The sequence below is a fragment of the Micromonospora sp. NPDC005087 genome (genome assembly GCF_042872965.1).
Classification (GTDB): Bacteria; Actinomycetota; Actinomycetes; order Mycobacteriales; family Micromonosporaceae; genus Micromonospora.
In genome coordinates this window covers 88,821-115,496 of sequence record NZ_JBIALB010000009.1, presented here as the reverse complement: position 1 = coordinate 115,496, position 26,676 = coordinate 88,821, and the positions used below count along the sequence as shown (strand labels likewise).

Here is a 26,676-nt window from a genome sequence, read left to right as displayed (position 1 = left end):
AGTGTGGACGGGCCGCCGGGAAGGGCTGTTCGACAGGGCGCCCGACGATCGTTGCACAGGCCTCGGCCATTGCCCGACACGCAGAGTCTGTCGTGAATTAGCTCTTTGTCGCGGCCTGGCCGCGGAGGCGTTCGAGCCCGTCCAGGAGCAGGTCGAGGGTGAACTCGAATTCGAGCTGGCTGTCACACCAGCCGAGCGTGGGGTCGGTGCCGTCGTGCATCTCGGTCGCCACCATGGCCGTCAGGTGCGGCAGGGCCGAGGCCATCGCGGCCAGGTCGGCTTCCGCCATGTCGGCCTCCATGCTCGCGCCCGCCGCCGGGCTGAAGATCTCCTGCGCGAACCCGAGCGGCAGGCTGCCGAACGCGTGCAACGCGCGGTGCGCGAGGTGGTGCGAGAACCCGGCCCGGAGAAGGGTTCCCACGACCCCGTCGTAGTACGTGTACAGGCCGACGGGGATGGCACGGCGCGAGCCCAACAGCTCTGGCATCCACGGGTGACGCAGCATGATCTGCCGCGCCGCGAGGAACTGCCCGCGCAGTCGCGTACGCCAGTCTCCGTCGTCACCGTTCGCGAAGAGGCGGCCAACCGCGGCGTCGATCTCCGCGATCACGGTCTCCACGACGCCGTCGAGGAGTGCCTCCTTGGCGGGCAGGTGGTGGTAGAGCGACATGGCCTCGACACCGAGGTCGCCGGCGAGGCGGCGCATCGTCAGGGCCGGGATTCCCTCCGCATCCGCCAGGGCGACCGCCGCCGACAGTACGCGCTCACGGTTGAGCGGCTGCCGAGCCGCCTTCGCTGCCATCTGTCCCCCCACTCTTGCCAGCACCTTACATCGTATGGTTGCCTTACGTTGTAAGGGAGTCACCACCACTCCACGATCCGGTACGGCCTCCCCGAAGGAGCCACGATGCCCGCCCTGACCCGTACCGCCCGCGCAGCCGGGACGCTCTACCTCGGCCTGGCCGTCTCCGGCGCACTCGGCTTTCTGCTCATCCGGCCGCGCCTCTTCAACGCCGACGACCCCGGCGCGACGCTCGACAATCTGGTCCAGCACGAGGCACTCGCCCGGGCCGGCGTCGCGTTCGAACTGCTCATCGTCGTCACCCAGGCCCTCGCCGCCGTCTGGTTCTACCGGCTGTTCCGCACCGCGGACGCACGCGCCGCCAGCGCCATCGCCGCGTTCGGCCTCATCAACGCGGTCGTGGTCCTCGTCAGCGCGGCGCTGCTCGGCACAGCGCTCGACATCGCGCTCGACCCCGTCGGCGATGCGGCAGCCACCGTCCAGCTCCTCTACCTGATCAGCGGAAACCTGTGGGCCGTCGGGGGGCTGTTCTTCGGCCTGTGGCTCATCCCCATGGGCAGCTGCGTGCTCCGCTCGAACTGGATGCCACGCCCGCTCGGGTACATCCTCGTCGGCGGCGGCATCGGATACCTGCTCAGCGCGTTCGTCGGATACCTCGCTCCTGGCGCTCAGTCCGTCGCCGACGCTCTCGTCCTTCCGGCGACGGTTGGCGAGTTCTGGATGATCGGCTACCTGCTGACGCGCGGCGTCCGTGGCCACGCGCTCGACCAGGCACCGTCCGGCGGGCAGCCGGAGGCCGCGCCACAGACCATCTCGTAGGACCCGGGCCCGCTACGGCGCTTCGGCCTCCATCCGGGTACAGCCGCTGGCCGGGCTCTCGCTGGACGCGATGACGGCGTCGAGCCGATCTCTGACCTGAGTCAGTTGGGTGATCTGCTGCTCGACGCGGTCGCGTTCGGCGTTGAGCAGGGCGCGGGACTGCGGGGTGTTGACGTTCGCGTCGACGCAGGGCAGCAGGTCCAGGATGGTCCTGCTGGACAGGCCGGCGCCGTACAGCATCTGGATCAGGTTGACCCGGTCGACGGCACTGTCGGGGTAGTGGCGCTGGCCGCCGCTACTGCGCGCCCCGATCAGCAGCTCCTGCTCCTCGTAGTAGCGCAGGGCTCGCACTGACACGCCGGTCCTGGCGGCGAGTTCACCGATCCGCACGTCCCGCACCCTGGTTGTGGCGCTGGCCACACGGCTTGCACCTCCGGAGCGCCCACGTCAAGGCGTCCCTCGCCGGCGACCCGAGCGCCTTCTACACCGCCACCGTCGGTTGACGGCAGCGGCACACCACCGCTGAGCGTCGAACGTCTCGTCCGACGCTCAGCGGTGGCGGCGAATGCGTTCCCAGCTGGTCGGCGGTTCCATCGCGGCGCCGGTCCGCAGCGTCGTGACGACCGGCTCGCCGACGCCGGCGGTGACCGTGAGCTGGCCGTGCTCGGCGCCAGCGGCGATCCGCGACGACACCTCGGGGATCTGCGCGTCAAGCCGTACCCGCAGGCCGGGCCAGCCGACCACCTCGACCTTCTCGCCGGCGCCGATGGTGCTGCCGGCACCCAGCGGGCCGCGCACGGTGGCAACCTGCTCGCCGGCCTCGACGAGCGTGTGGACAGCGAGCGCGGCCGCTGTCGAGCGCAGCAACGACCGGGTCACCGCGAACACCCGGTCCAGCTGGACCGGGGTGTTGGCGCCGGGTTGGCCCAGGACGGCACCGACGACGCGGAGCTTCCGGCCGCCCACGGTGACCACCGCCGCGAAGACGAGACAGCCGCCGGCCTCGTCGGTGGAGCCGGTCTTGATGCCCACGACACCGTCGCGGCCGACCAGCTCGTTGTAGTTCCGCACCGTGCCGGCCACCGGAATGGTCGCCTGCTTCTGCTTGACGATCTCGGCGAACGCCGGCAACGCCATCGCCCGGCTCGCCAGGATCACCTGGTCCCGCGCCGTACTCACGGTCTCCGGGTCGAGGCCGGAGGGGTCGGTGTAGTGGGTGTCGGACATGCCGAGGTCGTCCGCCACTGCGTTCATCTTCTCGACGAAGGCGGCGACGCTGCCCGAGTCCCAGGCCGCGAGGATCCGCGCCATGTTGTTCGCCGAGGGCAGGAGCACCGCCTGCAACGCCTGCCGCTCGGTGATCACCTCCCCGGCCCGCACCTCCACGAGCGACTCGCCGCGTGCATTCTCGGCCGGGTACGCGGCCGCCTGCGCGGCACTGACCGTCAGTTTCGGCCCCTGCTCACCGACAGCGAGAGGGTGCTCGGTGAGGATCACGTAGGCCGTCATAACCTTCGTCACGCTCGCGATCGGCAGCCGCTTCGACCCGCCGAAGGCGCCCATCGTCCCGAGCCCGTCCACCGAGATCATCGCCTGGCCCGTACGCGGCCAGGGCAGTCGCGGCGCCGTACCGGGAATGGCCATCGACGCCGGCAGGGTCAGCTCGACCGTCGGGGCGGGCAGCGGGTCGCGCAGCGGCGCGACGGCGTACAGCCCGCCACCGAGGAGCAGCAGCAGGACCAGCAGGCTGCCCAGCGCCCACGGCAGGCGACGCCGGCCGCCCCGGACCGGCGACGCTGCGAGCAGCTCGCTGAGATCCTCGGTCGGCGATTCCGTCGGACCACCCATCGTGTACCTCCCCCGTGATGGAACCCCGGAGGTTAACAGTCCCGGTCGGCCCGTAGCTGGCCGCGCTTCGGCCCGGTGGTCACCGGTCCGGCGCGGCCGCCGGCTCCTCAACGCGTGGCGCCGCCCGGGCGACCCGGGCCGGTCCCGGAGCGCCGGTGACCGACGCGTGGCGCCCGTACCACCGGCGAATTGCCCGCTCCCGGGCGGAAGCTCCGCGCCGCGTCGGCCACCGTCTCGTCAGGGTCACGCCCGAGAGCGTGCCGGATCCGCGACGGGATGACCTCGGACTTCGCCATCGCCAGTCGGACCTGCACCGAACGGTCGTCGACCAGGCGTTCCAGATCCGCCTCGTCCAGCTCGACCGCCCGCACCAGCGCGGCGCGGACGTCGACCACCGGGTCCTGGGCGAGCACGCTGCGCTGCGCGGCGGTGGTCCGCGGGTTGCGGGCGACCCCCTTGCGTACGCGCGCGGTGCGGTCGGCCATCAGGGCGGTGATCACGTCGGGGTCGTGGGTGTGGGTGGCGAGTCGTTCCCGTACCTCGGGTGAGACGTCGTCGATCAACCTTGCGGCCAGGTCGGGCTCCAACCCCCGGGTCTCCGCGAGGAGACCGCGAAGCTCCTTGTCGGGCGCCGCCGCCATCACCTGGCGAACCGACTCATCGCAGGCCGGGTTGCCGGCGACCGCCCAGCGGACCCACCGGTCGGCGTCCTTGACGAGACGCAGGAGATTGCCGACCGAGGTCGACGTGTTTCTCGCAACGGCCTCCCGGACCTGACGATCAGCGTCCCGGGTCAGCGATCGCAGCGCCTGCGCGGGTGCGTCGGTCCGGGACGCGACCGCCTTACGAACCACCGCCGACGGGTCCGACGCCAGATCGATGAGGGTCATCTGTGGCGTGGCGGGGTCCTGCGCGAGCGCGAGCTGCGCGTCCGCGCTGCCACCGGTCACAGGATGGTTGGTGGTGCCTGAACCGCTCTGACGGTCGGGCCCGCCGACGTCCTGCTGCTTACCCATGGGCGCAATCATGTCACGGGCCGACCGGGCCAACACGAGCGTGACCAGCCCGTTCCCGCTCTGCCCGCCGCCGGACCGCGACGACCACCGCCAACGCGGCGCCGACGAGCACGCCGAGGGGCGCCAGGATCGAGGCGGCCAGCCCGGCCAGCGCCTCCGAACGCGCGCCGTAGAAGCGGGGAGGATCGCCGATCGACAGCGACGGCGTCCCGTCCGCCGCCGAGGCCGTGCAGGTCAGGGTGTACGTGCCGGTCGGCCTGGCGCCCACCAGCACCACCGCTTGCCAGCGTTCGCCGTCCGCCTCCAGGGTGAGGTCGTCGAAACTCATCGAGACCATCTGCCACTCCTCGAGCTCCTCGGCCTCCACCCGTGCCGGTGCGCAACCCACACCCGGTGCGTCCGGGCCGCTGGCCTTGGCCCACACCATCTTCCCGCCCTCGGGAAGGTGCACCGTGAACGGCTGTCCGGACGTGACCGGCTGCCCGAGTTCACCCCCGAACGGAACGAGGAACAGCGCCGCCGCGGCGGCCAGCACACCGCCGGCGGCGATCAGCGCCGCGACGACGTACCAGATTCGGCGGGGCCGGAGCGGATCGGCGGAGACGGCGCCCGGAGCGGGATTCATGAAGGCATGATCGTCGGTCACTGATGGCCCGTGCCATCCCGCTCATCGTCGAACGTTGGCGTCGTTCGGTGTGCGCCACCGGACCGAACCGGACAGTCGGGCCGGTACCGCACAGGACGGCGCTCGGCGATCGTATTCGCGCAGCCGCCACTGGCAGCGAACGCGGCGGGATGACTTGCGTGTGGCCGGGAACCCGGTGCGGTGACGTCAGGCAACCTGAGGAGGTGTGGGTGACCGCGACATCACGGCGGCCGACGCCCGTGGATCCGTGGCCGGACATGTCGGCGGGGCGGGTGTCCAGCGGCGCATCCCGAGACCTGCCTCCGGAGTTGGGCCCCGACGCGGTCGGTGTGCTGGAGGGCCGTACGTTCATGTTCTCCGACGCCGCGGGGAACGTGCCGAGGGGCTCGATCGGCGGTCTCGTCCACGACGACACCCGGTTCCTCAACCAGTGGGAGCTGACGATCGATGACGCCCCGCTGCTGGTGCTCTCCTCCGGGACCGTCGACGCCTACTCGGCGGCGTTCTTCCTGGCGAATGCCGACCTGCCCCACCTGCCCGCGAATCGGGTCGGCGTGCGGCGGCAGCGCTTCGTCGGCGACGGCCTCTATGAGCGCGTCGAACTGCGCTATTTCGGCATCGAGCCGACATCGATCCGGCTGCGCCTGGCGGTTGGCACCGACTTCGCCGACCTGTTCGAGATCAAGGAGTCCGGCCGCGACCGCACCCCGGACATCACCCGCCAGGACGGACGGGGCGCCTCGGCACTCGGGTTCCACTACCGCAACGGCAGCTACGCCGCCTCGGTGAGCGTCGAAGCCGACCCACCTCCCGACCTGGTCGACGGCGATGCCCTGGTATGGAACCTGCGCCTCGAGCGGGGACAGAAGTGGAGCTGTGAGTTGCGTGTGCCGCTGTGGTGCGGCGGGGAGGACCGCCGGCCCGTGGTGCGCGGGTTCGGCGAGACGTTCGATCATGGGCCGGAGGACCCGTCGACGCGGTGGGCGGCGGAGAAGCCGCGTCTGCACGCGGAGGCGGATCTGTTGCGCGACGTCTACCACAGGTCGGCGATCGATCTGGTGTCCATGCGGCTCGAGAAGACCATCGCTGGCGAATCGGTCGTCCTCTTCTCCGCGGGTCTGCCGTGGTTTCTGACCACCTTCGGCCGCGACACGCTGGTCACGGCGTACCAGACCATGACCTGCGGCTCGGAGGTTGCCCGGGGAGCACTCATCGTGCTGGCCGACCACCAGGCCAGAGTGTTCGACGACTTCACCGACCAGGAGCCGGGCAAGATCCTGCACGAGTACCGCTCGGGTGAGCTCAGCCAGCTGGGCATCAAGCCCTACCGTCCCTACTACGGTGCCGCCGACACCACGCCACTCTGGCTGATCCTCCTGTCCGAATACTGGCGATGGACCCGGGACGCCGAGCTGGTGTGCCGGCTGCGCGAGAACGCCGAGGCCGCGCTGCGGTGGATCGACCGTCACGGTGATCGCGATGGCGACGGCTACGTCGAGTACGCCACCCGCTCCACCCAGGGCCTCGGCAACCAGTGCTGGCGAGACTCCCCCGACGGTGTGCAGTACGCCGACGGGACGATTCCCGTCCTGCCGATCGCCACCTGTGAGACACAGGGCTACACCTATGACGCGAAACTGCGCATGGCGGAACTGGCCGACGGGCCATGGCACGACCCCTCGATGGCCCACCGCCTGCGCGCCGAGGCCGCAGGCCTGCGCGAGAGGTTCAACCGGGACTACTGGATCCCCGAACGGGGCGGCTACTACGCCGTCGGCCTGGACGGCGACAAACGGCCCATCGACTCGATGACCTCGAACATGGGTCACCTGCTGTGGAGCGGCATCGTCCCCGAGGATCGAGCCGGACAGGTCGCGCGACAGCTCATGTCTCCGGAGATGTTCTCGGGATGGGGCGTACGCACCCTGTCGGCCCTGGACATCGGCTACAACCCGATCGGCTACCACGTCGGCACGGTGTGGCCGCACGACAACTCCATCATCGCCGCGGGGCTGGCCCGTTACGGCTACCGGAAGGAAGCGAACCGGATCGCGATGGCGATGCTGGAGGCCTCCCGGGACTCCGATCACCGGCTGCCCGAGGCGCTCTCCGGCTACGACCGGTCCTTCGGTCGCCAGCCCGTGCCGTACCCCACCGCCTGCAACCCGCAGGCCTGGGCCAGCGGGGCGCCCCTGCTGTTTCTGCGCACGATGCTCGGCCTCGAGCCGGGCGAGGACGGGCTCCTCGCCGACGCCCACGTCCCCGACGAACTCGGACGGGTCGGCATGCACCGTGTGGCGGTGGCCGGCCGACACTGGAGTGTCGATGCCACCGGTTCCCACTGCCGCGTCTCGCCCGCAGACTAGGGCCGCGTCGGGTCGGTCCGCTCGTCTCGGCAAACCGGTAGCCATGACCGGTACGGGGTAGAACAGCGACATGAGCAGTCCCCGCGCGGTGGTGATCGGCCAGCTCGCCCGCGATCTCGTCCTCGAGATCGACCACTGGCCGGAGGTCGGCCAGGCGGCCGACGTCCGGGGGCGGCGCGAGATGCTGGGCGGCAAAGGCGCCAACCAGGCGGTAGCGCTCGTTCAGCTCGGCGTGACGGTGGCGCTGGTCGCCGTGGCGGGCGACGACGACATCGGCGACCATCTGCTCGCGCAGGCCACCCGGGACGGGGTGGACGTCACTCAGGTGGTCCGCCGGCCCGACACCTCCACCGGGCTGATCGTGGAGGCGCTCGACGGAGCCGGGCGGTGGCGGTACCTGCAACACCTGCCCGACGAGGTACTCCTCACCGCGGCCGACGTCGAAGCCTCCGCGGAGCTGCTGTGCGCCGCGGACGCCGTACTCGTGCAGTTGCAGCAGCCGCCCGTGGCGGCCCTCACCGCCGCGCGTCTGGCCCACGACGCTGGTCGGCTTGTGGTGCTGGACGGTGCACCGGCCAACGACAGCGACGGCCCGGCGTTGCTAGCCGCGGCCGATGTCGTCCGCGGCGACGCGCACGAAGCACGCTTGTGGACGGCAGCGCCGACCGACGACATCGACCGGCTGCTGACCGCCGCCGGCGACATCCTGGCGGCCGGGCCGCGGCTGCTCGCCTTCGGCGTGGACGCCGGGAACCTCTTCGTCTGGCGCGACCAGCAGTGGGGCGACGGGCACCTGCTCGTCCCGCTGGCCGATCAGAAGGTGGTGGACACCACCGGAGCCGGCGACGCTCTCGTCGCCGCGCTGACCGCGGCGCTACTGCGTGGCGACCCGCCCCCGGTCGCCGCCCGATACGCCGTCGCCGCGGCCGGGGCAACCGTCCGATATCCCGGCGGGCGGCCGAACCTGACGGCAGACGCGCTTCGGGCCGCCCGTGCACCCCTACTCGGGGCCTGATCCTGGTGCTACGCGGACGTGCGCGCGTTCTCCCTGCTTGCCGATGAGGCTGAGGAACTCGACGGGACCGGAGCTGGTGGACCCGAACCAGTGCGGGGTTCGGGTGTCGAACTCCGCGGCCTCCCCCGGTTTGAGGATGAGATGGTGCTCGCCGAGGACCAGGCGCAGCGTGCCGTTGAGGACGTAGACCCAGTCGTAGCCCTCGTGGGTGCGCAGGTCGGGTTCGCGGTCGTCGGCCCCGGTCGGGAGGACGAACTTGTAGGCCTGGATGCCTCCGGGCCTACGGGTCAGGGGCAGGATGGTCGACCCGTCGCCGCCGGCGATGGGCCGCAGGTTGATGCGGGGGTCGCCGGTTGGTGGCGCGTCGACGAGCTCGTCGAGAGTGACGCCGTAGGCGCGAGCGAGCGGGAGTAGCTGCTCGAGGGTGGGGCGTCGCAGGCCCGCCTCGAGCCTGGACAGCGTGCTGGCGGAGATGCCGGTCTCCTCCGCGAGGTCGGTGAGCGTGAGGCCGCGGCGGAGCCGCAGGTGCTTCAGCCTCGGCCCGACAGCGTCGAGCGTGCGGTCCAGGTCGTTGCCCATACCCCCATTTTGCCATTTGGCAAGAAGTTTTGCGTATCGCTCGACTGCCGGCCACAGTCGTCAAGGACACGCGAAGACGGTGAAGGGGTGGCCCGATGACGCACGGATTCGACAAGGACTACTGGGAGCGGCACTGGCACCAGGCGCACCGGGACGGACCCGCGGTGATGGCCGGGAGTACGCCGCAGCCGTACCTGGCCCGCGAGACCAGCAGCCTGGTCCCGGGCACGGCGCTGGATGCCGGGTGCGGCACCGGCGCCGGCGCGATGTGGCTCGCCTCGCACGGCTGGCATGTCACCGCGGTCGACATCGCCCCCGAAGCCCTCGCCCGCGCCGCCGAGCGCGCGGCGAACAGCGAGGTGTCCGAGCGCGTGCAGTGGGTTGAAGCGGACCTGACCGTCTGGGACCCGGGCGTGCGGTTCGATCTGGTCACGACGCACTACGCGCACCCGGCGATGCCGCAACTGGCCTTCTACGACCGCCTCTCTGCATGGGTGGCGCCCGGCGGCACCCTGCTGATCGTCGGGCACCTGCACACCCCGGGAGCCACCGGGCACGGGCACCACCCTCCCGCCGAGGCATCGGTCACCCTCGCGGACATCACCGCGGGCCTGGACAGCACCGCGTGGGACATCACCACCGCCGAGGAGCACGTCCGCACGGTCACCGGCTCTGGCGGCCACGCGGGTCCGCTGCACGACGTCGTCGTGCGCGCCACACGACGCCCCTGATCAACACCGCGTCCTCGATGCGGGAACGTCGCACCCCGAATCGGTCCGTGGGCGCCGTCCCGGCGCCATCTCGGCGAGCAGGCAACATGCCGTATCCCGGTGACTTATGGTGAAAAGCCGGCGCGGCCCCTGTCGTCCGAGGTGGTGCGACGCGGGCGTCCAGATCAGGACCGTAGACCTTTCACGTTGTTCAGCCGAAGGACGGACCGATGACCGAGAGAACGTCACGGTGCCGCGTGCCGACGGCTCGGAACCACTGTCCGGCCGTTCAGGCCCGGTCGCACCGCTGAGATGGACTGGGCCGGATGGGGTTTGTTCGGGCTGGTCGCCACCGCGGTGCTCACCGCGGCGCTGACCACTGCCCAACTGGCCGGCCTCACCCGCCTCGACTTTCCGCTGGTCCTCGGGACCCTCGTCACCGAGGATCCCGACCGGGCCCGGGTCGTCGGCTTCTTTATCCACCTCTGCGCCGGTCAGGGCTTCGCCCTCGGCTATGCGGCCACGTTCGCCCTGCTGCACCGCGCCACCTGGTGGATCGGGGCGCTGCTCGGGACCATCCACGTCGGGATCGCGCTGACGGTGCTCCTGCCGCTGCTTCCGGGCGTACACCCGCGCATGGCCTCCCAGCGGGCGGGCCTGACCAGCACGGCCGTGCTGGAGCCGCCCGGCCTGTTCGCCGTCAACTACGGCATCCAGACTCCCGCGGTCGTGGCCGCCGTCCACGTGCTCTACGGGGTGGTCCTCGGGCTGCTCCTACAGGCCGATTGACCCGCGCCGCACGACCCGTCCGGCGGCGATCTCCATGACCGGCGCGAACGACACGAACTGTCCCCGGGACCCGGCGCCGATCAGCGACTACGGGCTGCTCGGTGACACGCGCACCGCTGCCCTCGTCGCCGGTGACGGCGGGATCGACTGGCTCTGCGTGCCTCGCTTCGACGGCGAGCCCCTGTTCGGCAGGCTGATCGGGGGCGCCGACGCGGGAAGGTTCCGGGTCGGCCCGGCCGGGCCGGCCACGGTCGTCGAACGGCGCTACCGGCAGTACACCGCCACCCTGGAGACGACATGGGCGGTGGGCAGCGGCCGGCTCACCCTCACCGAGGCCATGGTGACCGAGGTCAGCGGCCGCCTGCTGCCCACGACACTGATCGTGCGGCGTCTGTCGGCCGCTGACGCGGCGGTCGACGCCGTCATCGAGTTCGATCCCCGCTTCGGTGTACGGCACCGTCGGCCCCGGATCCAGCGTCGGCGCGAGGCCCTGGTGTGTGAGTGGGGGTCCCTCGCGGTCTCGCTGGGCAGCACACCCGGGCTCACCATCGAACCAGGCCGGCCTACCCGGATCAGGGTCACGCCGGGCCGTCCGGTCACACTCGTGCTGGCCGTGGCCCATCGCGAACCGCTGATCCACGTCGAGCCGGCATCGGCCTGGGACCTGCTGAGCGAGGACGAAGACCGCTGGCGGTCCTGGACAGCCGACATCGACGGGTCACTGCCTTTCCGGGAACACGTCGTACGAAGTCTGTTGACCCTGCGGCTGCTGACGTACTCGCCCTCGGGGGCCCCGGTGGCCGCACCCACAACGTCTCTGCCCGAGAATCCCGGCGGGATACGGAACTGGGACTACCGCTATGTCTGGCCCCGGGACGCCAGCATCGGCGTCAGTGCCTTCCTCAGCGTGGGCAAACCCGACGAGGCCCACGGTTTCCTCGCGTGGCTGCTGCACGCCAGCCGGCTGGAGCGGCCACGCCTGCCGGCGGTGCTCACCCTGCACGGGCGCCACGTGCCGGCGGAACGGGACCTGGCCGGCTGGCCCGGCTACCTCGGCAGCGTCCCGGTACGGATCGGCAACGGCGCCGCCGGGCAACACCAGCTCGACGGTTACGGCTGGGTGACCGACGCCGCCTGGGCGTTCGCACAGGCAGGGCAGAGGCTCTCCAGCGAGACGTGGCGGGCGGTGCGCGGCTTCGCCGACGTGGTGGCCCGTTGCTGGCAGGATCCCGACGCCGGCATCTGGGAGGTCCGCGAACCTGCCCAACACGTCCATTCCAAGCTCATGGGCTGGCTCGCGCTGGACCGCGCGCTGCGCATCGCCGACACGCACGCCCTGCCGGACCGCCAACGTCGACGCTGGCAGAAGGCACGAGACGCCATCGCCGCCGAGGTCCGGGCATCCGGCTTCGACCCCACGGCGGGCAGCTACATGCGCAGATACGGCTCGGAGGACCTCGACGCGGCCCTGCTCGTCCTGCCGCTGCTGAACATGGACAGCGTCGAGTCACCCCACGTGCAGGGCACCATCGACGCCATTCGGGACCAACTCTCCGCCGGCGGCCCGCTGCTCTACCGCTATCCGCCGGGGTCTGACGGCTTTCCGGGCACCGAAGGCGCGTTCCTGCCCTGCTCGTTCTGGCTGGTTCAAGCCCTCGCCCGCACCGGGCGCCGCACCGAGGCGGTCGAGTTGTTCGAGACCATGCTCGGCTACGCCAGCCCACTGGGCCTCTATCCCGAAGAGCTGGACCCGGCGACCGGTACCCATCTTGGCAACTACCCCCAGACGCTGACCCACGCCGCGCTCGTCCAAGCCGCACTCGCCATCCGGGACGCCCCCAACAGCCATCTACCGCTTTGAGGGTTTTGCCTCGCTGTGCTGCTGACATCTGCTGAAAAGTCTGCACCGTTGGTTCAACGATACCGTTCAAGGCATGACTGCTGGCATCACAGACGCCGTCCACGCCGTCGACGCTTCTTCCGTCATGGCGTTGTTTCCGGCCAGACCACGGCTGCTCGCCCTGGGTGAGCCGACCCACGGCGCGGGAGGTCTGCTCGACCTGCGGAACGATCTTTTCCGGCAACTCGTCGAGCAGGAGGGCTACCGGACGGTCGCCATCGAGAGCGACTGCGTGATGGGCCTGATCGTGGACGACTACGTCACCTCGGGCACGGGCACCCTCGACGAGGCCATGGAGCGCGGCTTCAGCCACGAGTGGGGCGCCTTCGCGGGCAACCGGGAGCTGGTGCGCTGGATGCGCGCGTACAACGACGGCCGGCCCGTGGCAGAGCGGTTGCGCTTCGCCGGTTTCGACGGCCCGCTGGAGATCACCGGCGCCGCGAGCCCCCGGCAGGCGCTCACCGCACTCCACGCCTACGTCACCACCTGGGTCGACGCCGACCTTCTTCCCTGCACCGCGGAGACGCTCGACCGCCTGCTCGGCGCCGACGACCGGTGGACCAACCCCGCCGCGATGATGGACCCGTCCCAGTCCGTGGGGCGGACGCCCGACGCCGAACAGCTGCGGCTGCTCACCGACGAGCTCGTCGCGCTGCTCGACGCGCAGACGCCCCACCTGATCGCGGCGTCCGCACGCGAGGACTGGCACCGGGCACGCCTGTACGCGCGCACCGCCATCGGCCTGCTGCGCTACCACTTCGCGATGGCCGACACGTCACCCAGCCGCATGGCGAGGCTGCTCGGCGTACGGGATTCCATGATGGCCGCCAACCTGCTCGCCATCTCCGAGCGGGGCCCGGCGCTGGTGAACGCCCACAACGGCCACCTTCAGCGGGACAGGAGCAGCATGCGGATGGGCGACCTGCCGGTCCAATGGTGGGGCGCCGGCGCGATCGTCGACGCCCACCTGGGCCAGGGGTACGCCTTCCTCGCCACAGCACTCGGCACGATCCGCCACCATGGCGTGGACTCCCCGCCCCCGGACACCATCGAGGGACTGCTGTACGCGCTGCCGGAGGACCGTCACGTCGTCGACGCCGGCCGACTGGCCTCCGCCCTCGCCACGGTGACGCCCGCTGCCCGGGTGTCCCCCTGGTTCGGCTACTCCCCGCTCGACCCGGCCCACGTGGCCAGCACCGACGGGATCGTCTTCGTCAAGGACGCCTGACGGAGCAGGGCTCGGCGGCGGCGTCCAACGTCGACTACTGGTACGCGCGCCGCCCCGACGACCGCGGCCCGGAAGGCGACGGGTTGTCGGACAGGCGCGCTAGCATCGCCGCGATCGCCAAGAGGGTGGGAGGACGCCATGGCCCGGGACGACGCCGCGACGTTTGTCGACAGGGACCTGCGGGGTGCGCGGTTCACCAGGTCGACGCTGGCCGGCGCCGTGATGCGCGGCGTCGACGTGCGGGGGCTCGACATCGATGCGCCGTGGCTGGCCGACGGTGCGCTCCTGGTCAACGGTGTCGACGTCGCGCCGCTCGTCGAGGCGGAACTCAACCGGCGGTTCCCCGGGCGCGAGCTGAGGCAGGCCACGGACCCGACCAGCCTCCGCGCGGCGTGGGCGGCGACCGAACGGGCCTGGGCGGCCGCAGTCGACCGGGTGATGTCCATGCCCGAGGGTGCCGCCGACGTCTCGATCGGCGGCGAGTGGTCGTTCGCGCAGACGTTGCGCCATCTCGCGTTCGCCACCGACGCGTGGCTGGGCAAGGCGATCCTGCGCCTGCCGCAGCCCTTCCACCCGCTCGGCCAGCCGCACGTCGAGTACGAGACCGACGGCTTCGACATGTCGGTGTTCTCGACGGAGCAGCCGACGTTCGCAGAGCTCCTCGAGGTGCGTGCCGAGCGGCAGGCCAGCGTTCGGGACTTCCTCGCGACCATCACTCCGGAACTGCTCGCCGAACCTCGCCCCACCGCATGGTCACCCGACCACCAGGAGCCGGTCCTGCACTGCCTTCACGTGATCATCGACGAGGAGTGGGAACACCTCCGCTTCGCGCTGCGTGACCTCGACGCGCAGGACCACGACCCCGGGTCCACGCGCGTCCTCGCATGACCTTGCACTGAGCCGGCGCAGTCGAGCCGGCGCAGCCGAGCCGGCGCAGCCGAGCCGGCGCAGCCGAGCCGGTACGGGCGACCTCCGACAGTTTCAGGCCTGGGGCGTGTTCTCAGAGGTGCTCCGGCGGGCCGTCCAACCGGACGCAGCAGGCCCCGGGACGCGGCGCGAGCCGGGGCAACAGGTCGGTGCGTCCCGCGCCGTCGATCATGCCGGTGAGGAACGCGTGGTTGAGGCCGCACACCAGGGCGGTCTGCCGGGTGGCGAGGGCGTGGAACGGGCAGTTGCGCAGCAGCACATGGTCGCTGAGCGTCTCGGGTTCGAAGCCGAGTCCGGCGAGCACGGGGATGAGGTCCTCGCCGGAGTCGCGTACCCGTGCTCCGATGTCCCGGCCGCGTCGCCGTGCGTGCCGTCGCGCCGCCTCGGGGGCGTCGTGCGGGTCGTCGGCGACCGCGTCGGCGAGGATCTCGGCGATGAGCTCGTAGCGTCGCTCGGGAACGGTGATCGCCACGCCGTCGCCGGCCGCCTCGTAGACCTTCGGCGTCCGGCCGCGGCCCCGGGGCTGGTCGGTCGGCGCCTGATAGTGGGCCCGCAGCAGACCGGACTCGACGAGCTTGTCGAGGTGGAACGCGGTGAGGTTGCGGGACATGCCGTGCGCCTCGGCCGCCTCCTCCCGGGTGACGGGGTGGTCGGCCCGGTACACGTAGTCGTACAGCGCCCGTCGGGACCGGTCGACGAGCGAGGCCATCGCGCTCCAGCGCTCGCCCGTGCTCACAGCGCCGAGATTATCACCAGCGAAGGCTATTGAAATTCCTGCCGCGCTGGGGGAGCATGATCGATAACACCAATGAGCGTTGGTGAAAATATCCAGCTTCGCCTTCGACCTTCCGCAAGGCTGACCGTCGCCGGTCACCTCGGCGGCGAACTGGTCCACCGGTACGGCGTGCACGTCGCCGACGAGACCATCCGGGCGCAGGGCCACAACAGCACAGACAAGGAGAACTCCTGATGGGCATCGCCGCACTCGGCACCTGGATCACGCACGGCTCCCCGACTGGTCCCGACCGCGCCCGCGGCCCTCGGCGTGGGAGGTCGCTGAGGTGAGTGTCACCGCCCTTCGGGTGCAGCACGAGCGTCCCCGCCGCGACCCGGCCGCCGCCGAACGGGCGGCGGCGGAGTTCCTGACCGCGCTCGGCGTCGACCTGTCCGCCAACGGGCTCGCCGACACCCCGGGCCGGATGGCCCGCGCCTACGCCGAGCTGCTCACCCCGCGCGAGTTCCAGCTGACCACCTTCGACAACAACGAAGGCTACGACGAGCTGGTGCTGGCCCGGGCCATCCCGATCCGGTCGGTCTGCGAACACCACCTGCTGCCGTTCGTCGGCGTCGCGCACGTCGGCTACCTGCCCGGCGAACGCATCCTGGGACTGTCCAAACTGGCCCGGGTGGTCGAACTGTTCGCCCACGGCCCGCAGGTCCAGGAACGCCTGACCAAACAGATCGCCGACTGGCTGACCAGCCAACTGCGCCCGCGCGGCGTCGGTGTGGTCATCGAAGCCGAACACCTGTGCATGACGCTGCGCGGCGTCCGGGCCGTGGGCAGCAGCACCATCACCTCCACCCTGCTCGGCACCCTGCGCGACGACCACCGCTCGCGCGCCGAGTTCTTCACCCTGACCGGAATCGGCCACCGCTGATCGACGCACCTCGAAAGGAGCTGGACCGATGTCGAAGACCGGCACGTTCGTAATCGTGGGAGCCGGGCTCGCCGCCGCGCGGGCAGCGCAGACGCTGCGGGAGGAGGGCTTCGACGGCGGGATCGTCGTGATCGGCGACGAGTCGGAGCGACCGTACGAGCGGCCGCCACTGTCCAAGGGTCTGCTGACCGGCGGCGCCGAACCCGACAGCGTGTACGTGCACGACGCCGGGTGGTACGCGGAGCACGACGTCGACCTGCGCACCGCCGTGCGTGCCGTCGCCGTCGATCGCTCCGACGGGCAGGTCCAGCTCGCCGACGGCCAGCGGATCCGCTACGACAAGCTGCTGCTGGCGACCGGCTCCAGACCCCGCGACCTCGCGGCACCCGGCGTCCACCTGGACGGGGTGCTGCGGCTGCGCACCCTCGCCGACAGCCGTCGAATCGCCGCGGCGCTGGTGGACGGCGCGCACGTCGTGATCATCGGAGCGGGGTGGATCGGCCTGGAGGTCGCCGCCGCCGCCCGGCAGCGCGGCGCCACCGTCGACATCGTCGAAACGGCCGCGCTGCCGTTGCGCCGGGTGCTCGGCGACGAGATCGCCCGGGTGTTCGCCGACCTGCACCGGGACCACGGCGTCACCTTTCACTTCGGCGCCGAGGTCCGTGAGATCCGCGGCACCGGTCGCGTCTCCTCGGTCCTGCTGGCCGACGGCACCGAGTTGCCCGCCGACGCCGTGGTGGTGGCCGTGGGCGTACAGCCGAACACTGAGCTGGCGACAGCGGCCGGCCTCACCGTCGAGAACGGAATCGTCGTCGACGCGTCCCTGCGCACCGCCGACCCGGAGATCTACGCCGCCGGTGACGTCGCCAACGCCTACCATCCCGTGCTGCGCCGGCGCCTGCGCGTCGAGCACTGGGCCAACGCACTCCACGGCGGCGCCGCGGCGGCCCGCGCCATGCTGGGGCAGCCCGTCAGCTACGACGACCTGCCCTACTTCTACACCGACCAGTACGACCTGGGAATGGAGTACGTCGGACACGCCCCGCCCGAGGCGTTCGACCGGGTCGTCGTCCGGGGCGACGTCGCCAAGCGCGAGTTCATCGCCTTCTGGACCGCCGGCGGGCGGGTGCTCGCCGGCATGAACGTCAACGTGTGGGACGTCGGCCCGTCGATTCGGCGGCTCGTCGCGACAGCCCAGCCGGTCGACCTCGACCGACTGGCCGACCCCGCCGTGCCGCTCGACGAGCTGCAGCCGCCCTCGGCACCCGGGACGCAGCTCGGATAGGCGGCGTTGAGAACGTGCACGACGCTCCGGGTTGGCGTGGTCGGCCTCCTTCTAGCGGACAATCAGCGTCGCGGTGGCCTGGTGGACCAGCGAGCCGCTGGTGCCGGTGATGACCATCGCGAACGTGCCGCGCGGGGTCCGGCTGGCGGTGTTCACCCGCAGGGTGGAGGCGCCGGCGGCGCCGACGGGGTTCGGCGTGAAGCTGGCCGACGAGACGGTTGGCAGCCCGGTTACCGACAATGCCACGGTGCCAGCGAATCCGCCGATCGTCGAGGTCGACACGGCGTAGGTGGCGGTCTGGCCCCGCTGCACCGTCGCCGCCGACGGCGAGACAGTAAGCGAGAAGTCCGGTGCCGGGGTGACCACCAGCGTGATCCCGGTGGAGTGGCTCTTCGAGCTGCTCGTACCCGTCACCGTCAAGGCGTACGTCCCTGGCGGCGCCGACCCCGACGTCGCGATGCGCAGGCTCGCGCTGCCCGGTCTGACGACGACCGACGGCGAGAAGGATCCCGTGCCGACCGAGGCCGGCAGGCCGCTCAGGCTCAGCCCGACTGTGCCGGTGAACCCGTTCAGGCCGGTGACGCCGATCGTGTAACCGGTGCTGCCGCCCGCGACGACGCCGGCGGAGGTCGGCGCGGCGACGAGGCCGAAGTCGGGCGGCGGGCTCACCACCAGCAGCATCACCGCCGTCCGGCTCAGTCCGCCGCTGGTGGCGGTGAGGGTCAGTGGGTAGGTCCCGGCCGCGATCGTGGACGCCGTGGTGACGGCCACCTGGGCGGAGCCCGTTCCACCCGCGATGACGGCCGGGGTGATCGTCCAGGTGGCCGGTGTGCCGGAGAGGCCGCCGAGCGCGAGCGCCACGTCCCCGGCGAAGCCGTGCACGCCCGAGACGGCGACGGTGTACGTGACCGTGCCGCCCGGGACGGTCGTCGCTTCGGGAGGCGACGCCGCCACGTTGAAGTCGGGCGCCGTGGCGAGCCACTGGTAGGCGGCGAGCGCGTCCACCCTGCCGTGCCCGTACGTGTTGTCCGGTCCGGGCTCCCCCAGATCCACCGCGGCGCTCTCCAGCGCGCTCTGCTGGCGGTCCGCGCCGAGGTCGGGGAACGCGCCGAGCAGCAGGGCGAGCACCCCGGCGACGTGCGGCGCGGCCAGCGACGTGCCGGACACGTCACGATAGCCGCCGTACAGGTCGGTGGTCCGAACGCCGACGCCGGGCGCGCTGAGCCGCGGCGCGATCGCCTGGGCACACGCGGACGGGCCGCGACTGCTCGATGGGTCGATGACCCCGCCGTCGTCGACGGCGCCCACCGAGAGGGCCTCCGGGTTGTTGGCCGGGCTGAGCACGGTGGAGGGATCGGGCCCGTAGTTGCCGGCGGAGAAGACCGGCAGGATGCCGGCCGCCCGCAGGTTGCGCAGGTCCGGCTGGAAGTCGAGATTGCACCCGCCGATGCTGCCGCTCCAGGAGTTGTTGACCACGTCGGGTGCGTCCGGCGTGGCCGGGTTGCCGTCGGGGTCGAGCAGCCACTGGAAGCCCAGATGGATCCGCGAGGTGGTGGTGCTGCCGTGGTCGTTGAAGATCTTGACGGCGATCCACTTCGCGCCCGGCGCGACGCCGATCGACGTGCCCCCCGCGGAACCTCCGACCAGCACGCCCATCGTCGCCGTCCCGTGCCCGTTGACGTCGGTCGGCGTCGCCGGGTGTTCGCCGTTCGGGTCGTACCAGCTATTGCTGCCGCCGCGCCAGCTCGCGGTGAGTTCCGCATGGCTGCCGTCCACTCCGGTGTCCATCGTCGCCACCACCGTTCCCTGGCCGGTGAGGCCGAGGCTCCACAGCGCCGGGGCGTTGACCGCGGCGATGTTCGGCTCCACGGGGGCGGCTGTGGTCGACGGGCCGGCCGTCGACGGCGGGGCCTGGACCGCACGGTCGGGGCGGATCTCGCGCACGTCGGGCCGTGCCGCGAGTTCGGCGATCACCGACGGCTGGGCGACTATCGCGACCGCGTTGACCACCCACAGGGGCAGCACGTCGGCCACCAGGCCCTGCCCGCGTCGCCGGGCGAGCAGGCCGAGCATGCCGGTCTGATCGGCGCCCGCCCGAGCGCGCAGGGCACGTACGAGCGCGACCGTGCGCCGGTGGCGGCTCGGCGCCACGACCGTGTTCGGGTCGACCTGGGACCTGAGCACGACGATGGCCCGCACCATGCCGGCACGTTCCGCGGAGGCCGTCGGGCCGGCATCGGCGGACGCCGTCCCGGCTCTGGGGCTCGCCGTCCCGGAGGCCATCAAGGCCACGGCGAGAGCGGCGGCGACAACGGTTCGCCTCATCGGGCATCCTCCCGGATCCTCTGCGCAACTTCGCCGGTGGGCATGGCTGCCGGCCGGCGGCGCCGCACGGCCGTCAGGCGCCAGCCGGCGAGCACCGCCAGTAGGCCGAGCACGGCGGCCGCGGCAGCGTTGGCGATCGGAGCGAGCCGGTCGCGGGACGGCGGCGGCGCGGCCGCCGGTGCGGATACCGACCATTGGAGGGGCACCGTCAGGCGCGCTCCGCCGCGGTGGATCACCGCTGTGACCTGTACGAGTCCGGGTCCGGACAGGTTGCCGATGCCGAAGTACCGGCCCGGCTCGATCTCGCGCAGGGGCACGGCGGTTGATCCGCGGTCGAACTCGACGGTGACGTCCTCGATTTCCGCCGGTGGTGGGCGGCGCGAGCTCGCGGCGAGAACCGTGAACCCGTTGGTGCCGGGCTGATTGGGGGTGACCGTCACCGAGACCACGACGTCGCCGACGGATCCGTTCCGCGTGACGGCGGTGGGGGCGCCGGCGTCGAGGGCCGTGGACTGCCTCGGCGGAGGCGTCTCGACCAGCGCTCCCGCCAGGAGCAGGAGCACGACACCCGCCGTGGCCTCGGCCGCGAGGAGCCGTCGCGACGGCGGTGCGGCGAGCCGGGCCGCTGTCCGCCCGTGCAGTCGGAGGGCGCTGGCCAGGCCGAGGCCGCCCGCCACCGACAGCAGCACGCCCTTGGCGATCAGCAGCCGGCTGTACGTCGTGTCGACCAGCGCGCGCACCGACTCGACCTCGCGCCCGGCGCTGTAGAGTCCGGTCGCCACGACCAGCGCCACGCAGACGGCGGCCAGCACCGTGAAGCGGTGACCGACGGCCTTCAGCAGGTCGCCCCGGCCGGCGGCCGGTCCACCGCGGCGGGCGAGCACCACCGCCAGCGTGACAACGCCGCCCAGCCACAGGCAGGCGGTCAGGGCGTGCACGGCGATCGCGGCGACTGCCACGGTTCGCGTGGCCCCGACCGATGCGGCGTGGCCGCCGAGTGCCTCGACCGTCACGGCGACCGACCCGAGCAACCCGACGGCCACCCACGGTGCCGGGCCGCGAAGGTGCGGCCCTCGGGCCGGGGATCGCAGGGCGGCGGCGACGGCGGCAAGGGCGAGCAGCATCGCCTCACGGGCCAGCCAGAGGTTGCCCCAGCGGGTGCCGGACAGCAGGGTGGCGGCCGTCGAGAAGCCGAGCGGACCCGACCGGTACGTCTGGGCGACCAGGTCGGCACCGCCGACGACCGCCGCCAGCCCGCCCGCGCCGGCCGCGAGCGTGAGCGCCCGCCGACGCGCCTCGTCAACGGCAACGCGGATCGGCTCAGCCGCCGCTGCGCCGACGGGGCGGAGCACGACCGCGGCGACTGCCAGTCCGCCGATCAGCCCGGCGAGCAGGCACAGGCCGAGCCACCGGCGGACGATGTCCGGTGGCGGCGTGCCGTCCCGGAATTCGGCGGCCTGCAGCGCCGGCGCACCGGGCGACGGGCTCCCGACCGTGAAGATCACGACCCCGTCCGTGGTGTGCCCGTCGTCCTCTGCGAGGACGCGCCAGGCGATGCCGTACGTCCCTGGTGCGAGCGTTGGCAGCTCGAGCACGAGCTGGCGAGCGCCCCGGCGGTCGGTCGCGATACGAGTACCCTCGACGGCCCGCCCGGTGCTGTCGAGCAGCGACGCGGCGCTGAACTCGGGCGAGATGTCCTCGCTGAAGCGCAGCAGCGCGACACGGGGCACCGCGGTGACGGTCGTGCCGTTGGCGGGCTGCGACTCGACCAGCACCGCGTGGGCGGCCGCGGGCCGCGCCGGCAGGAGGACGAGCAGGAGCGCACCGGCTGTGCCGAGCAGCCGCAACCAGATGCGGGCATCCGGCCGGCGGGCCGGGTCAGCGGACCGCGACATGCTCCACCTGCGCATTGCCCAGCAGCACGCTGACCCTGCCGCCGCGATGGATCCAGTTTCCGGGGTTCTCGAACACCAGGTAGTAGGTCACGCCGGTCCGGTACGCGCCGGTGTGGGAATGGTTCATCAGCAGCTCGTGGGCCACGAGACCGGTCCGCTCGTCCACCACGGCCGGTGGGGTGCCCGCGTCGTGCAGGGTGTTGGCCAGTTCCGGGTCGACGATCGTGAAACGCAGGTCGACCAGTCCTCCCCCACCGGTGACCGCCACCCGGGTGATCCGAACGCCGCTGCGCTGGCCGAGACTGTCGGCGTCCACGACCGGCCGCGCCCAGGCCGCCGGGACGGGGTTGTCGGCGGTCTTCGCGTCGTCCGTCGAGGCGCGCCAGGCCGACAGGGCGAACGCGGTCAGCGCGATCGCCAGGACGAAGCCGGTGAGCCCCCCGGCGAGGCGCGCGTGCCGCCCGCCCCAGCGCCACCGGCCCCTTCCCGCAACCGGGGTGCCGCCCCGATCGAGTGGATCGCTCATGGCCGTACCTCACCTCAATGGTGGATGAAAGTCAGCATCCCGCCGCCGGTCGCCGGGGTCGGGCCGGTGCCGGTCTGCACGCCGTTGGTGAGGTGCTGCTGGCGGTTGTACAGCGGGAATCCGTGTGGGCTCGGTCCGGACCCGGCCGGCATCGTGGCGATCGCGTCCTCGGTCGCGCCAGCCGGGATCGTCTCGGCGTTCGCGTCGAAGGGGACGTTCAGCGGCCGGGCGTCGCGGGCGAGCACCCGCTCGTGCATGCCGAGCAGCAGCATCGTCGTGTTGTCGTAGCCGGCGTTCAGATAGCGCAGCAGCACGCGTTGTCCGGCTGCCGCCGTGATGCCCGGTGCCGTGTCCGGGTAGGCCCTGCCGTTGATGAGCCAGTACGTCGCCCGGTAGGCGTGCATGTCGAAGGTCGCGGGTGCGGCGTTGAAGGCGGGGTCGATGGCGCTCAGGACGAGCAGGGCCTCCACGTCGTACGCGGTCGTCGTGGAGTTGTAGGCCTGGTTGGGCGTCGCCGGCCGGACAACGAGCGCACCGGAGAGCCCCATCGCCGCCTGGCGTCCGGCATCGCCGCCGCTGCCGTACAGGTAGGTGCCGGGCGCGTTGGCCGTGAAGGTACGGGTGACCGTCGCGCCGACGGCGGCGTCGGCCGGTCCCGCGTTGAAGGCGATGCCCGGGATCTCGAACGAGAGCGGGTGGCCGGCGGGGAGGTTGTTGGTGACCGCGAGCGTGACGGTGTCCCCGACGTTGACGGTCAGGGGCGGCCCCGGCAGGACCGGCGTGACGCCGGCACAGTTCCCCGGCGTTGCCGTCGTGCCGAAGCCCCAGATCGGGACGTTCACTCCACCGGCCAGGGTGACGCTACCGGCCTTCGCGCACACGTTGATGGATACCGGTGCGGCCGAGACGCTCGGGCTGCCAACCCCGAGCCCGGCGGCGATCAGGACCAGGACGAGCAGACTCCTGGTCGTCGTCTTCCACGCATGTGCGCGCATCGCCGATCTCTCCTTAACCTCGCGGCCGGTCATGGCGCGTCGTAGGTGAGGGCCATGAGGTTGCCCCACGTCGAGAAGGGGGTCGGGTTGGGGGCCGTGTACCGTTGCGTGTGGACGAGCACGCGGACCTGGCCGCCGTTCGCTCCGGTGCCGACGTAGGCGCTGGCGGGTCCGGGCAGCGTCCACGTCGAGGTGAGGTCGCTGGATCCGACGGTCCGCGGCTGCGTCGGCGGTGGCGGAAGGGTCACCCACCCGGCAGAGGTCGCGGACGAGCAGCCCGCCGCACCCGCGATCGTCCAATTGCAGATCTTGACCGTCTGCTGCGGCTGGTTCGAGCTGATCGTCACGCATGTGGTGGCGGTCGTGCTGCCGCAATTCTTGCCCTTGTAGGTCACCTTGAGGTTCTGGGCTCCGGCCGGAATGCCGGTGAACGCCGCGTACCAATCGGTTGCCAGCGCGGTGATCGTGGCGCCGCTCAGGTGGCTCGCCGCCACCGTGCCGAGTTGGCCCCGTGCCACCGTCCAGGTCGTGGTGCCCTGTCCGCCCGTGACCAGCAGAACCTCGTTGTCGATCCGAACGTGGTAGGTGCCCGAGGCGGGGAAGCCGGCGGCCGAGGAGACGGTGATGCTCGCCTGCGTGGCGGTCGTGGCCGTCGGCCGGGTCGTCGTCCTCGGGTTCACCATGTAGTACCTGCTGTCGTCCGCGGCGAGGTCGGAGACGCTGCCACCCTTGAGCGCACCGCCGACGATGGCGCCCGACGTCGGGTAACCCGTGCACCCGCCGGACGGATCGACCCGCAGCAGGGTGGCCATACCGCCGAAGCCTTCGTCGAAGTTGGTGAATTCATTGAGCGCGTGGCTGTGCCACGGGAAGTACCACTCGCCGCAGATGTTCTGCGACACCACCCCCGTCGGCAGGGTGCCCTTGTAGCCCAGGTATGGGCTGCCGCCGTACCAGGTGTTGCCGTCCTTGAACGTGACGTCGCGGTAGTTGGGCGGCGGCACCGGCAACGGGTGGGTGTTGGGATCCCACTGGTCCTGGTCGTCCCAACGCAGGAGGAAGTCCTCGGTCTGCCCGGAGCCGATGGTCTCGCCGAAGTGCTCGGTGGACGCCGAGCCCCCGCCGGGCGCGCGCAGCGGCCGGCCGTCCTGCGCGATCAGGGTGGTGTGGTTGCCGTGCGGGTGGAAGGGATGGTTCAGGGCACCCACGTTGATCATCCTGACCAGAGCGGGCGGAGTGCCGGGCGACGTCGGGCGGATCCGCACCAGTGCCCCGTACGGCTGGTTGGGCAGCAGCCCGGAGCCGTTGTCCTGGATGGTGTCCGGGAAGTCCCGTCCGTTGATGGCGAAGTAGCGATCGCGCCGGGCGTTGACGTCGTACGTCGCGCCGGTCTCCACCGCATGGTGCAGCTCTGGATCGATCTCGCTGAGCAGCAGGAGGTACTCGCGCGAGGGGTCGAACGCCGTCGTGGCGTCGTAGGCGTAGGCGGGGCCGAGGCTCGGCCGCACGACCAGAGCGCCGTAGAGGCCCATCTCGATCTGCTTGGCGATGCCCGAGCCGCTCTCGTACAGGTACGTGCCCGGACTGCCTGCCACGAAGCGGTAGCTGACGGTCCCGTTCGTCGCCGCCGCCTCGGTGGTCAACAGACCCGTGGCGCCGCCGGTGGCGGTCACCGCCGCGTCCTGGCCCGGGAACACGATGGAGGCGGGCTCTGGCAGGTTGTTGGTGAGGTTGACGACGACGGTCTCCCCCTGGGTCACGCACAGCGCCGGCCCCGGGCTCTGGAACTGCCCGCTGTCGGGGGCGTCCGCGTTGGCGTAGCTCCACATGAAGACGCTGTTGCCGTCAGGTGTCTCGATGTAGCCGGTCTTCGCCAGCAGGTTGAAGGTGTGGGTGCCGCCCGCGACGGTGCCGGGGGTGCAAACCATCCCGACCTTGGGCGCTTCGGTGGGAAGCGCGTCGGCGGGTCCCGGTACAAGCAGCGCCGAGCCGGCGGCGAGCGTGACGACGGTGACCAGCCGTTGGGCTCTCTGCCTCATCATGGCTTTTCCTTCCGCGACGCGCGGCCACGTCCACTCAGACATAGGTCTGGCCCACAACGGTTTGGGCCGGAAGGGGACGGGTCGGCGAGTAGACCCGGACCTCGGTGATCATTCCCCCGGGTCCCGGGGCCGCTGAGCCGAAGTTCGAGAGCTTTCGCCAGTCCCGGTTCTTGAGGTAATAGACGTTGTAGCTTCCCCAACTGTCCGACCCGGAGGGGCGTGCGGTGTCGTACGGGGGCGCGTCGAACAGGACGTCTCGTGCCTCTCCCGGTCCGACGTAGAGGGTGTTCGTCCAGTACGACGTGTCGACGGCGCCGTTGCGCAGCAGCGCCGCGTCCTGCCCGATGACATGCATCGGAATGCCCGGCAGTTGCATGCTGTGCTGCTGGTAACCGAGATTGGCCAGCCGCAGGAGGGCCCGATCACCGGGGTTGACCTGGACGAGCGCGGAGTTCGGCTGGCTGTAGTCCAGGGCGCCGCCGTAGTTCGGGTTTGGCGTGGCGATGCGCATGGCGGTCGGCAGGCTCGGGCTGTCGTTGGGCAGCACGGTCTGCGGGTAGACCCGGCCGTTGATGGTGAACCACTGCGGGTCGTAGTCGGTCGGAATGGACTCCTGGATGTCCCGGTCACCGTCGTGAAAATCTGTCCACAGCTCGTTGAGCAGGAGCGCGAAGTGGCGGTGGTAGCCGGTCGACCCGTCGCCGTCGTTGTACGCGAACCTGGTGAACCCGCCGATCGAGGTGCCGTCCTGCAGGGGCCGGACGAAGACGATCCCCGTCATTCCCATCTCCACGTGCTCGACGTCCTCGAAGTGGCAGTGGTACATGTACGTGCCCTCACGGTGCGGGCGGTAGAAGTAGGTCAGCTGTTTGCCGATGGGCACCGCCACCGACACCTCGGGCACACCGTCGTTCAACGGCGACGGCAGGTCGAAGCCGTGCCAGTGGATGGTGTGGGAGTCCGTCAGGTCGGGGCGCTGCACCAGACCCAGGTTCGTCAGGGTGATCCTGATGTCGTCGTTCTGCAGGAACTCAAGGGTCGGCGCGGTGTGCTTGGTGTGCCCCTTGTAGGTGGAGATGAGCTCCGCCACCGACAGAGAAGGGTCGACGGGAACGAAGCCGAAGATGTAGAGGGGGTTGCCCTCCCGGCCGGGGACGCTGAGGTACCCGTCCGTGGCCACCAGGGACAGCTCGGTCGTTGCCGCCTCCGCGCGGCGGGCGCCGAGGGGACCGTACGCCGCGGTCGTGCCGACGATTCCGCCGGCAGCGACTCCTGCCGCGCCCCAGCCGACCGCTCTGAGGAACG

The 26,676-nt window shown here is 71.4% G+C and carries 24 protein-coding genes; 11 read left to right on the top strand and 13 right to left on the bottom strand.

Annotated elements, in window-relative coordinates; translation table 11 throughout:
* Positions 1-97 precede the first annotated feature (97 nt).
* Entirely contained in the window at positions 98-802 is a 705-nt protein-coding gene (locus ACFYPS_RS21685) for a TetR/AcrR family transcriptional regulator C-terminal domain-containing protein (RefSeq protein WP_354966817.1), read from the bottom strand.
* Between the two features lie 105 nt (positions 803-907).
* On the opposite strand from ACFYPS_RS21685, the gene ACFYPS_RS21680 reads away from it, so the two are divergent.
* Entirely contained in the window at positions 908-1,621 is a 714-nt protein-coding gene (locus ACFYPS_RS21680; RefSeq protein ID WP_354966818.1) for a DUF4386 domain-containing protein, read from the top strand.
* Positions 1,622-1,633: 12 nt separating this feature from the next.
* On the opposite strand, the gene ACFYPS_RS21675 is transcribed toward ACFYPS_RS21680, so the two are convergent.
* From ACFYPS_RS21675 to ACFYPS_RS21660, 4 genes are all read right to left on the bottom strand, one after another.
* Positions 1,634-2,011 (bottom strand): MerR family transcriptional regulator, encoded by a 378-nt coding sequence (locus ACFYPS_RS21675; RefSeq protein ID WP_354966904.1) that lies wholly within the window; start codon positions 2,009-2,011, stop codon positions 1,634-1,636.
* A gap of 159 nt (positions 2,012-2,170) precedes the next feature.
* Positions 2,171-3,469: a D-alanyl-D-alanine carboxypeptidase family protein gene (locus ACFYPS_RS21670; RefSeq protein WP_387326446.1), complete on the bottom strand. Its 1,299-nt coding sequence runs from the start codon at positions 3,467-3,469 to the stop codon at positions 2,171-2,173.
* Positions 3,470-3,576: 107 nt separating this feature from the next.
* On the bottom strand, positions 3,577-4,485 hold the full coding sequence (locus tag ACFYPS_RS21665; protein WP_354966820.1) for a hypothetical protein: 909 nt from the start codon (positions 4,483-4,485) through the stop codon (positions 3,577-3,579).
* A 13-nt stretch (positions 4,486-4,498) separates the two neighbouring features.
* Complete coding sequence (locus ACFYPS_RS21660; protein WP_354966821.1) at positions 4,499-5,110, bottom strand: hypothetical protein; 612 nt, start codon at positions 5,108-5,110, stop codon at positions 4,499-4,501.
* Between the two features lie 230 nt (positions 5,111-5,340).
* Between ACFYPS_RS21660 and ACFYPS_RS21655 the strand changes: the two genes are divergently transcribed.
* Entirely contained in the window at positions 5,341-7,497 is a 2,157-nt protein-coding gene (locus ACFYPS_RS21655; protein WP_354966822.1) for a glycogen debranching N-terminal domain-containing protein, read from the top strand.
* Positions 7,498-7,567: 70 nt separating this feature from the next.
* A complete protein-coding gene (locus ACFYPS_RS21650) occupies positions 7,568-8,512 on the top strand; it encodes a PfkB family carbohydrate kinase (protein ID WP_387326441.1) in 945 nt (314 codons plus the stop codon).
* On the opposite strand, the gene ACFYPS_RS21645 is transcribed toward ACFYPS_RS21650, so the two are convergent.
* The gene (locus ACFYPS_RS21645; protein WP_354966824.1) at positions 8,498-9,091 is read right to left on the bottom strand and encodes an XRE family transcriptional regulator; all 594 of its coding nucleotides are present in this window, start codon (positions 9,089-9,091) and stop codon (positions 8,498-8,500) included. The genes ACFYPS_RS21650 and ACFYPS_RS21645 overlap by 15 nt on opposite strands.
* Positions 9,092-9,186: 95 nt before the next feature.
* Between ACFYPS_RS21645 and ACFYPS_RS21640 the strand changes: the two genes are divergently transcribed.
* The 5 genes from ACFYPS_RS21640 (at position 9,187) to ACFYPS_RS21620 (ending at position 14,606) form a co-directional block, all read left to right on the top strand.
* On the top strand, positions 9,187-9,822 hold the full coding sequence (locus ACFYPS_RS21640) for a class I SAM-dependent methyltransferase (RefSeq protein ID WP_354966825.1): 636 nt from the start codon (positions 9,187-9,189) through the stop codon (positions 9,820-9,822).
* A gap of 291 nt (positions 9,823-10,113) precedes the next feature.
* A complete protein-coding gene (locus tag ACFYPS_RS21635) occupies positions 10,114-10,590 on the top strand; it encodes a hypothetical protein (RefSeq protein WP_354966826.1) in 477 nt (158 codons plus the stop codon).
* A 34-nt stretch (positions 10,591-10,624) separates the two neighbouring features.
* The gene (locus tag ACFYPS_RS21630; protein WP_387326436.1) at positions 10,625-12,451 is read left to right on the top strand and encodes a glycoside hydrolase family 15 protein; all 1,827 of its coding nucleotides are present in this window, start codon (positions 10,625-10,627) and stop codon (positions 12,449-12,451) included.
* 73 nt (positions 12,452-12,524) lie between these two features.
* Positions 12,525-13,718: an erythromycin esterase family protein gene (locus ACFYPS_RS21625; protein ID WP_387326433.1), complete on the top strand. Its 1,194-nt coding sequence runs from the start codon at positions 12,525-12,527 to the stop codon at positions 13,716-13,718.
* A 138-nt stretch (positions 13,719-13,856) separates the two neighbouring features.
* Positions 13,857-14,606, top strand: coding sequence for a DinB family protein (locus tag ACFYPS_RS21620; protein ID WP_387326430.1), 750 nt, complete (start codon positions 13,857-13,859; stop codon positions 14,604-14,606).
* A 112-nt stretch (positions 14,607-14,718) separates the two neighbouring features.
* Here ACFYPS_RS21620 and ACFYPS_RS21615 read toward each other — a convergent pair whose 3' ends face one another.
* On the bottom strand, positions 14,719-15,381 hold the full coding sequence (locus ACFYPS_RS21615) for a helix-turn-helix transcriptional regulator (RefSeq protein ID WP_387326427.1): 663 nt from the start codon (positions 15,379-15,381) through the stop codon (positions 14,719-14,721).
* A 72-nt stretch (positions 15,382-15,453) separates the two neighbouring features.
* On the opposite strand from ACFYPS_RS21615, the gene ACFYPS_RS21610 reads away from it, so the two are divergent.
* The 3 genes from ACFYPS_RS21610 (at position 15,454) to ACFYPS_RS21600 (ending at position 17,588) form a co-directional block, all read left to right on the top strand.
* Positions 15,454-15,615 (top strand): hypothetical protein, encoded by a 162-nt coding sequence (locus tag ACFYPS_RS21610; protein ID WP_354966831.1) that lies wholly within the window; start codon positions 15,454-15,456, stop codon positions 15,613-15,615.
* 91 nt (positions 15,616-15,706) lie between these two features.
* Positions 15,707-16,303 carry a GTP cyclohydrolase I FolE gene (gene folE, locus ACFYPS_RS21605; protein WP_387326424.1) on the top strand — a complete coding sequence of 199 codons (597 nt, stop codon included), beginning with the start codon at positions 15,707-15,709 and terminating at the stop codon, positions 16,301-16,303.
* Positions 16,304-16,331: 28 nt separating this feature from the next.
* The gene (locus ACFYPS_RS21600) at positions 16,332-17,588 is read left to right on the top strand and encodes an NAD(P)/FAD-dependent oxidoreductase (protein ID WP_387326422.1); all 1,257 of its coding nucleotides are present in this window, start codon (positions 16,332-16,334) and stop codon (positions 17,586-17,588) included.
* A gap of 51 nt (positions 17,589-17,639) precedes the next feature.
* On the opposite strand, the gene ACFYPS_RS21595 is transcribed toward ACFYPS_RS21600, so the two are convergent.
* From ACFYPS_RS21595 to ACFYPS_RS21570, 6 genes are read right to left on the bottom strand one after another with little or no spacing between them, the layout of a single operon-like run.
* Positions 17,640-19,913, bottom strand: coding sequence for a S8 family serine peptidase (locus ACFYPS_RS21595; RefSeq protein WP_387326419.1), 2,274 nt, complete (start codon positions 19,911-19,913; stop codon positions 17,640-17,642).
* Positions 19,910-21,808: a copper resistance protein CopC gene (locus ACFYPS_RS21590; protein WP_387326416.1), complete on the bottom strand. Its 1,899-nt coding sequence runs from the start codon at positions 21,806-21,808 to the stop codon at positions 19,910-19,912. The genes ACFYPS_RS21595 and ACFYPS_RS21590 overlap by 4 nt, the downstream gene beginning before the upstream one ends.
* On the bottom strand, positions 21,792-22,334 hold the full coding sequence (locus tag ACFYPS_RS21585) for a hypothetical protein (protein ID WP_354966836.1): 543 nt from the start codon (positions 22,332-22,334) through the stop codon (positions 21,792-21,794). The genes ACFYPS_RS21590 and ACFYPS_RS21585 overlap by 17 nt, the downstream gene beginning before the upstream one ends.
* A gap of 14 nt (positions 22,335-22,348) precedes the next feature.
* A complete protein-coding gene (locus ACFYPS_RS21580) occupies positions 22,349-23,329 on the bottom strand; it encodes a multicopper oxidase domain-containing protein (protein WP_387326413.1) in 981 nt (326 codons plus the stop codon).
* Between the two features lie 29 nt (positions 23,330-23,358).
* The gene (locus ACFYPS_RS21575) at positions 23,359-25,371 is read right to left on the bottom strand and encodes a multicopper oxidase domain-containing protein (protein ID WP_387326411.1); all 2,013 of its coding nucleotides are present in this window, start codon (positions 25,369-25,371) and stop codon (positions 23,359-23,361) included.
* A 34-nt stretch (positions 25,372-25,405) separates the two neighbouring features.
* On the bottom strand, positions 25,406-26,551 hold the full coding sequence (locus tag ACFYPS_RS21570; protein ID WP_387326408.1) for a multicopper oxidase domain-containing protein: 1,146 nt from the start codon (positions 26,549-26,551) through the stop codon (positions 25,406-25,408).
* Between the last annotated feature and the right edge of the window lie 125 nt (positions 26,552-26,676).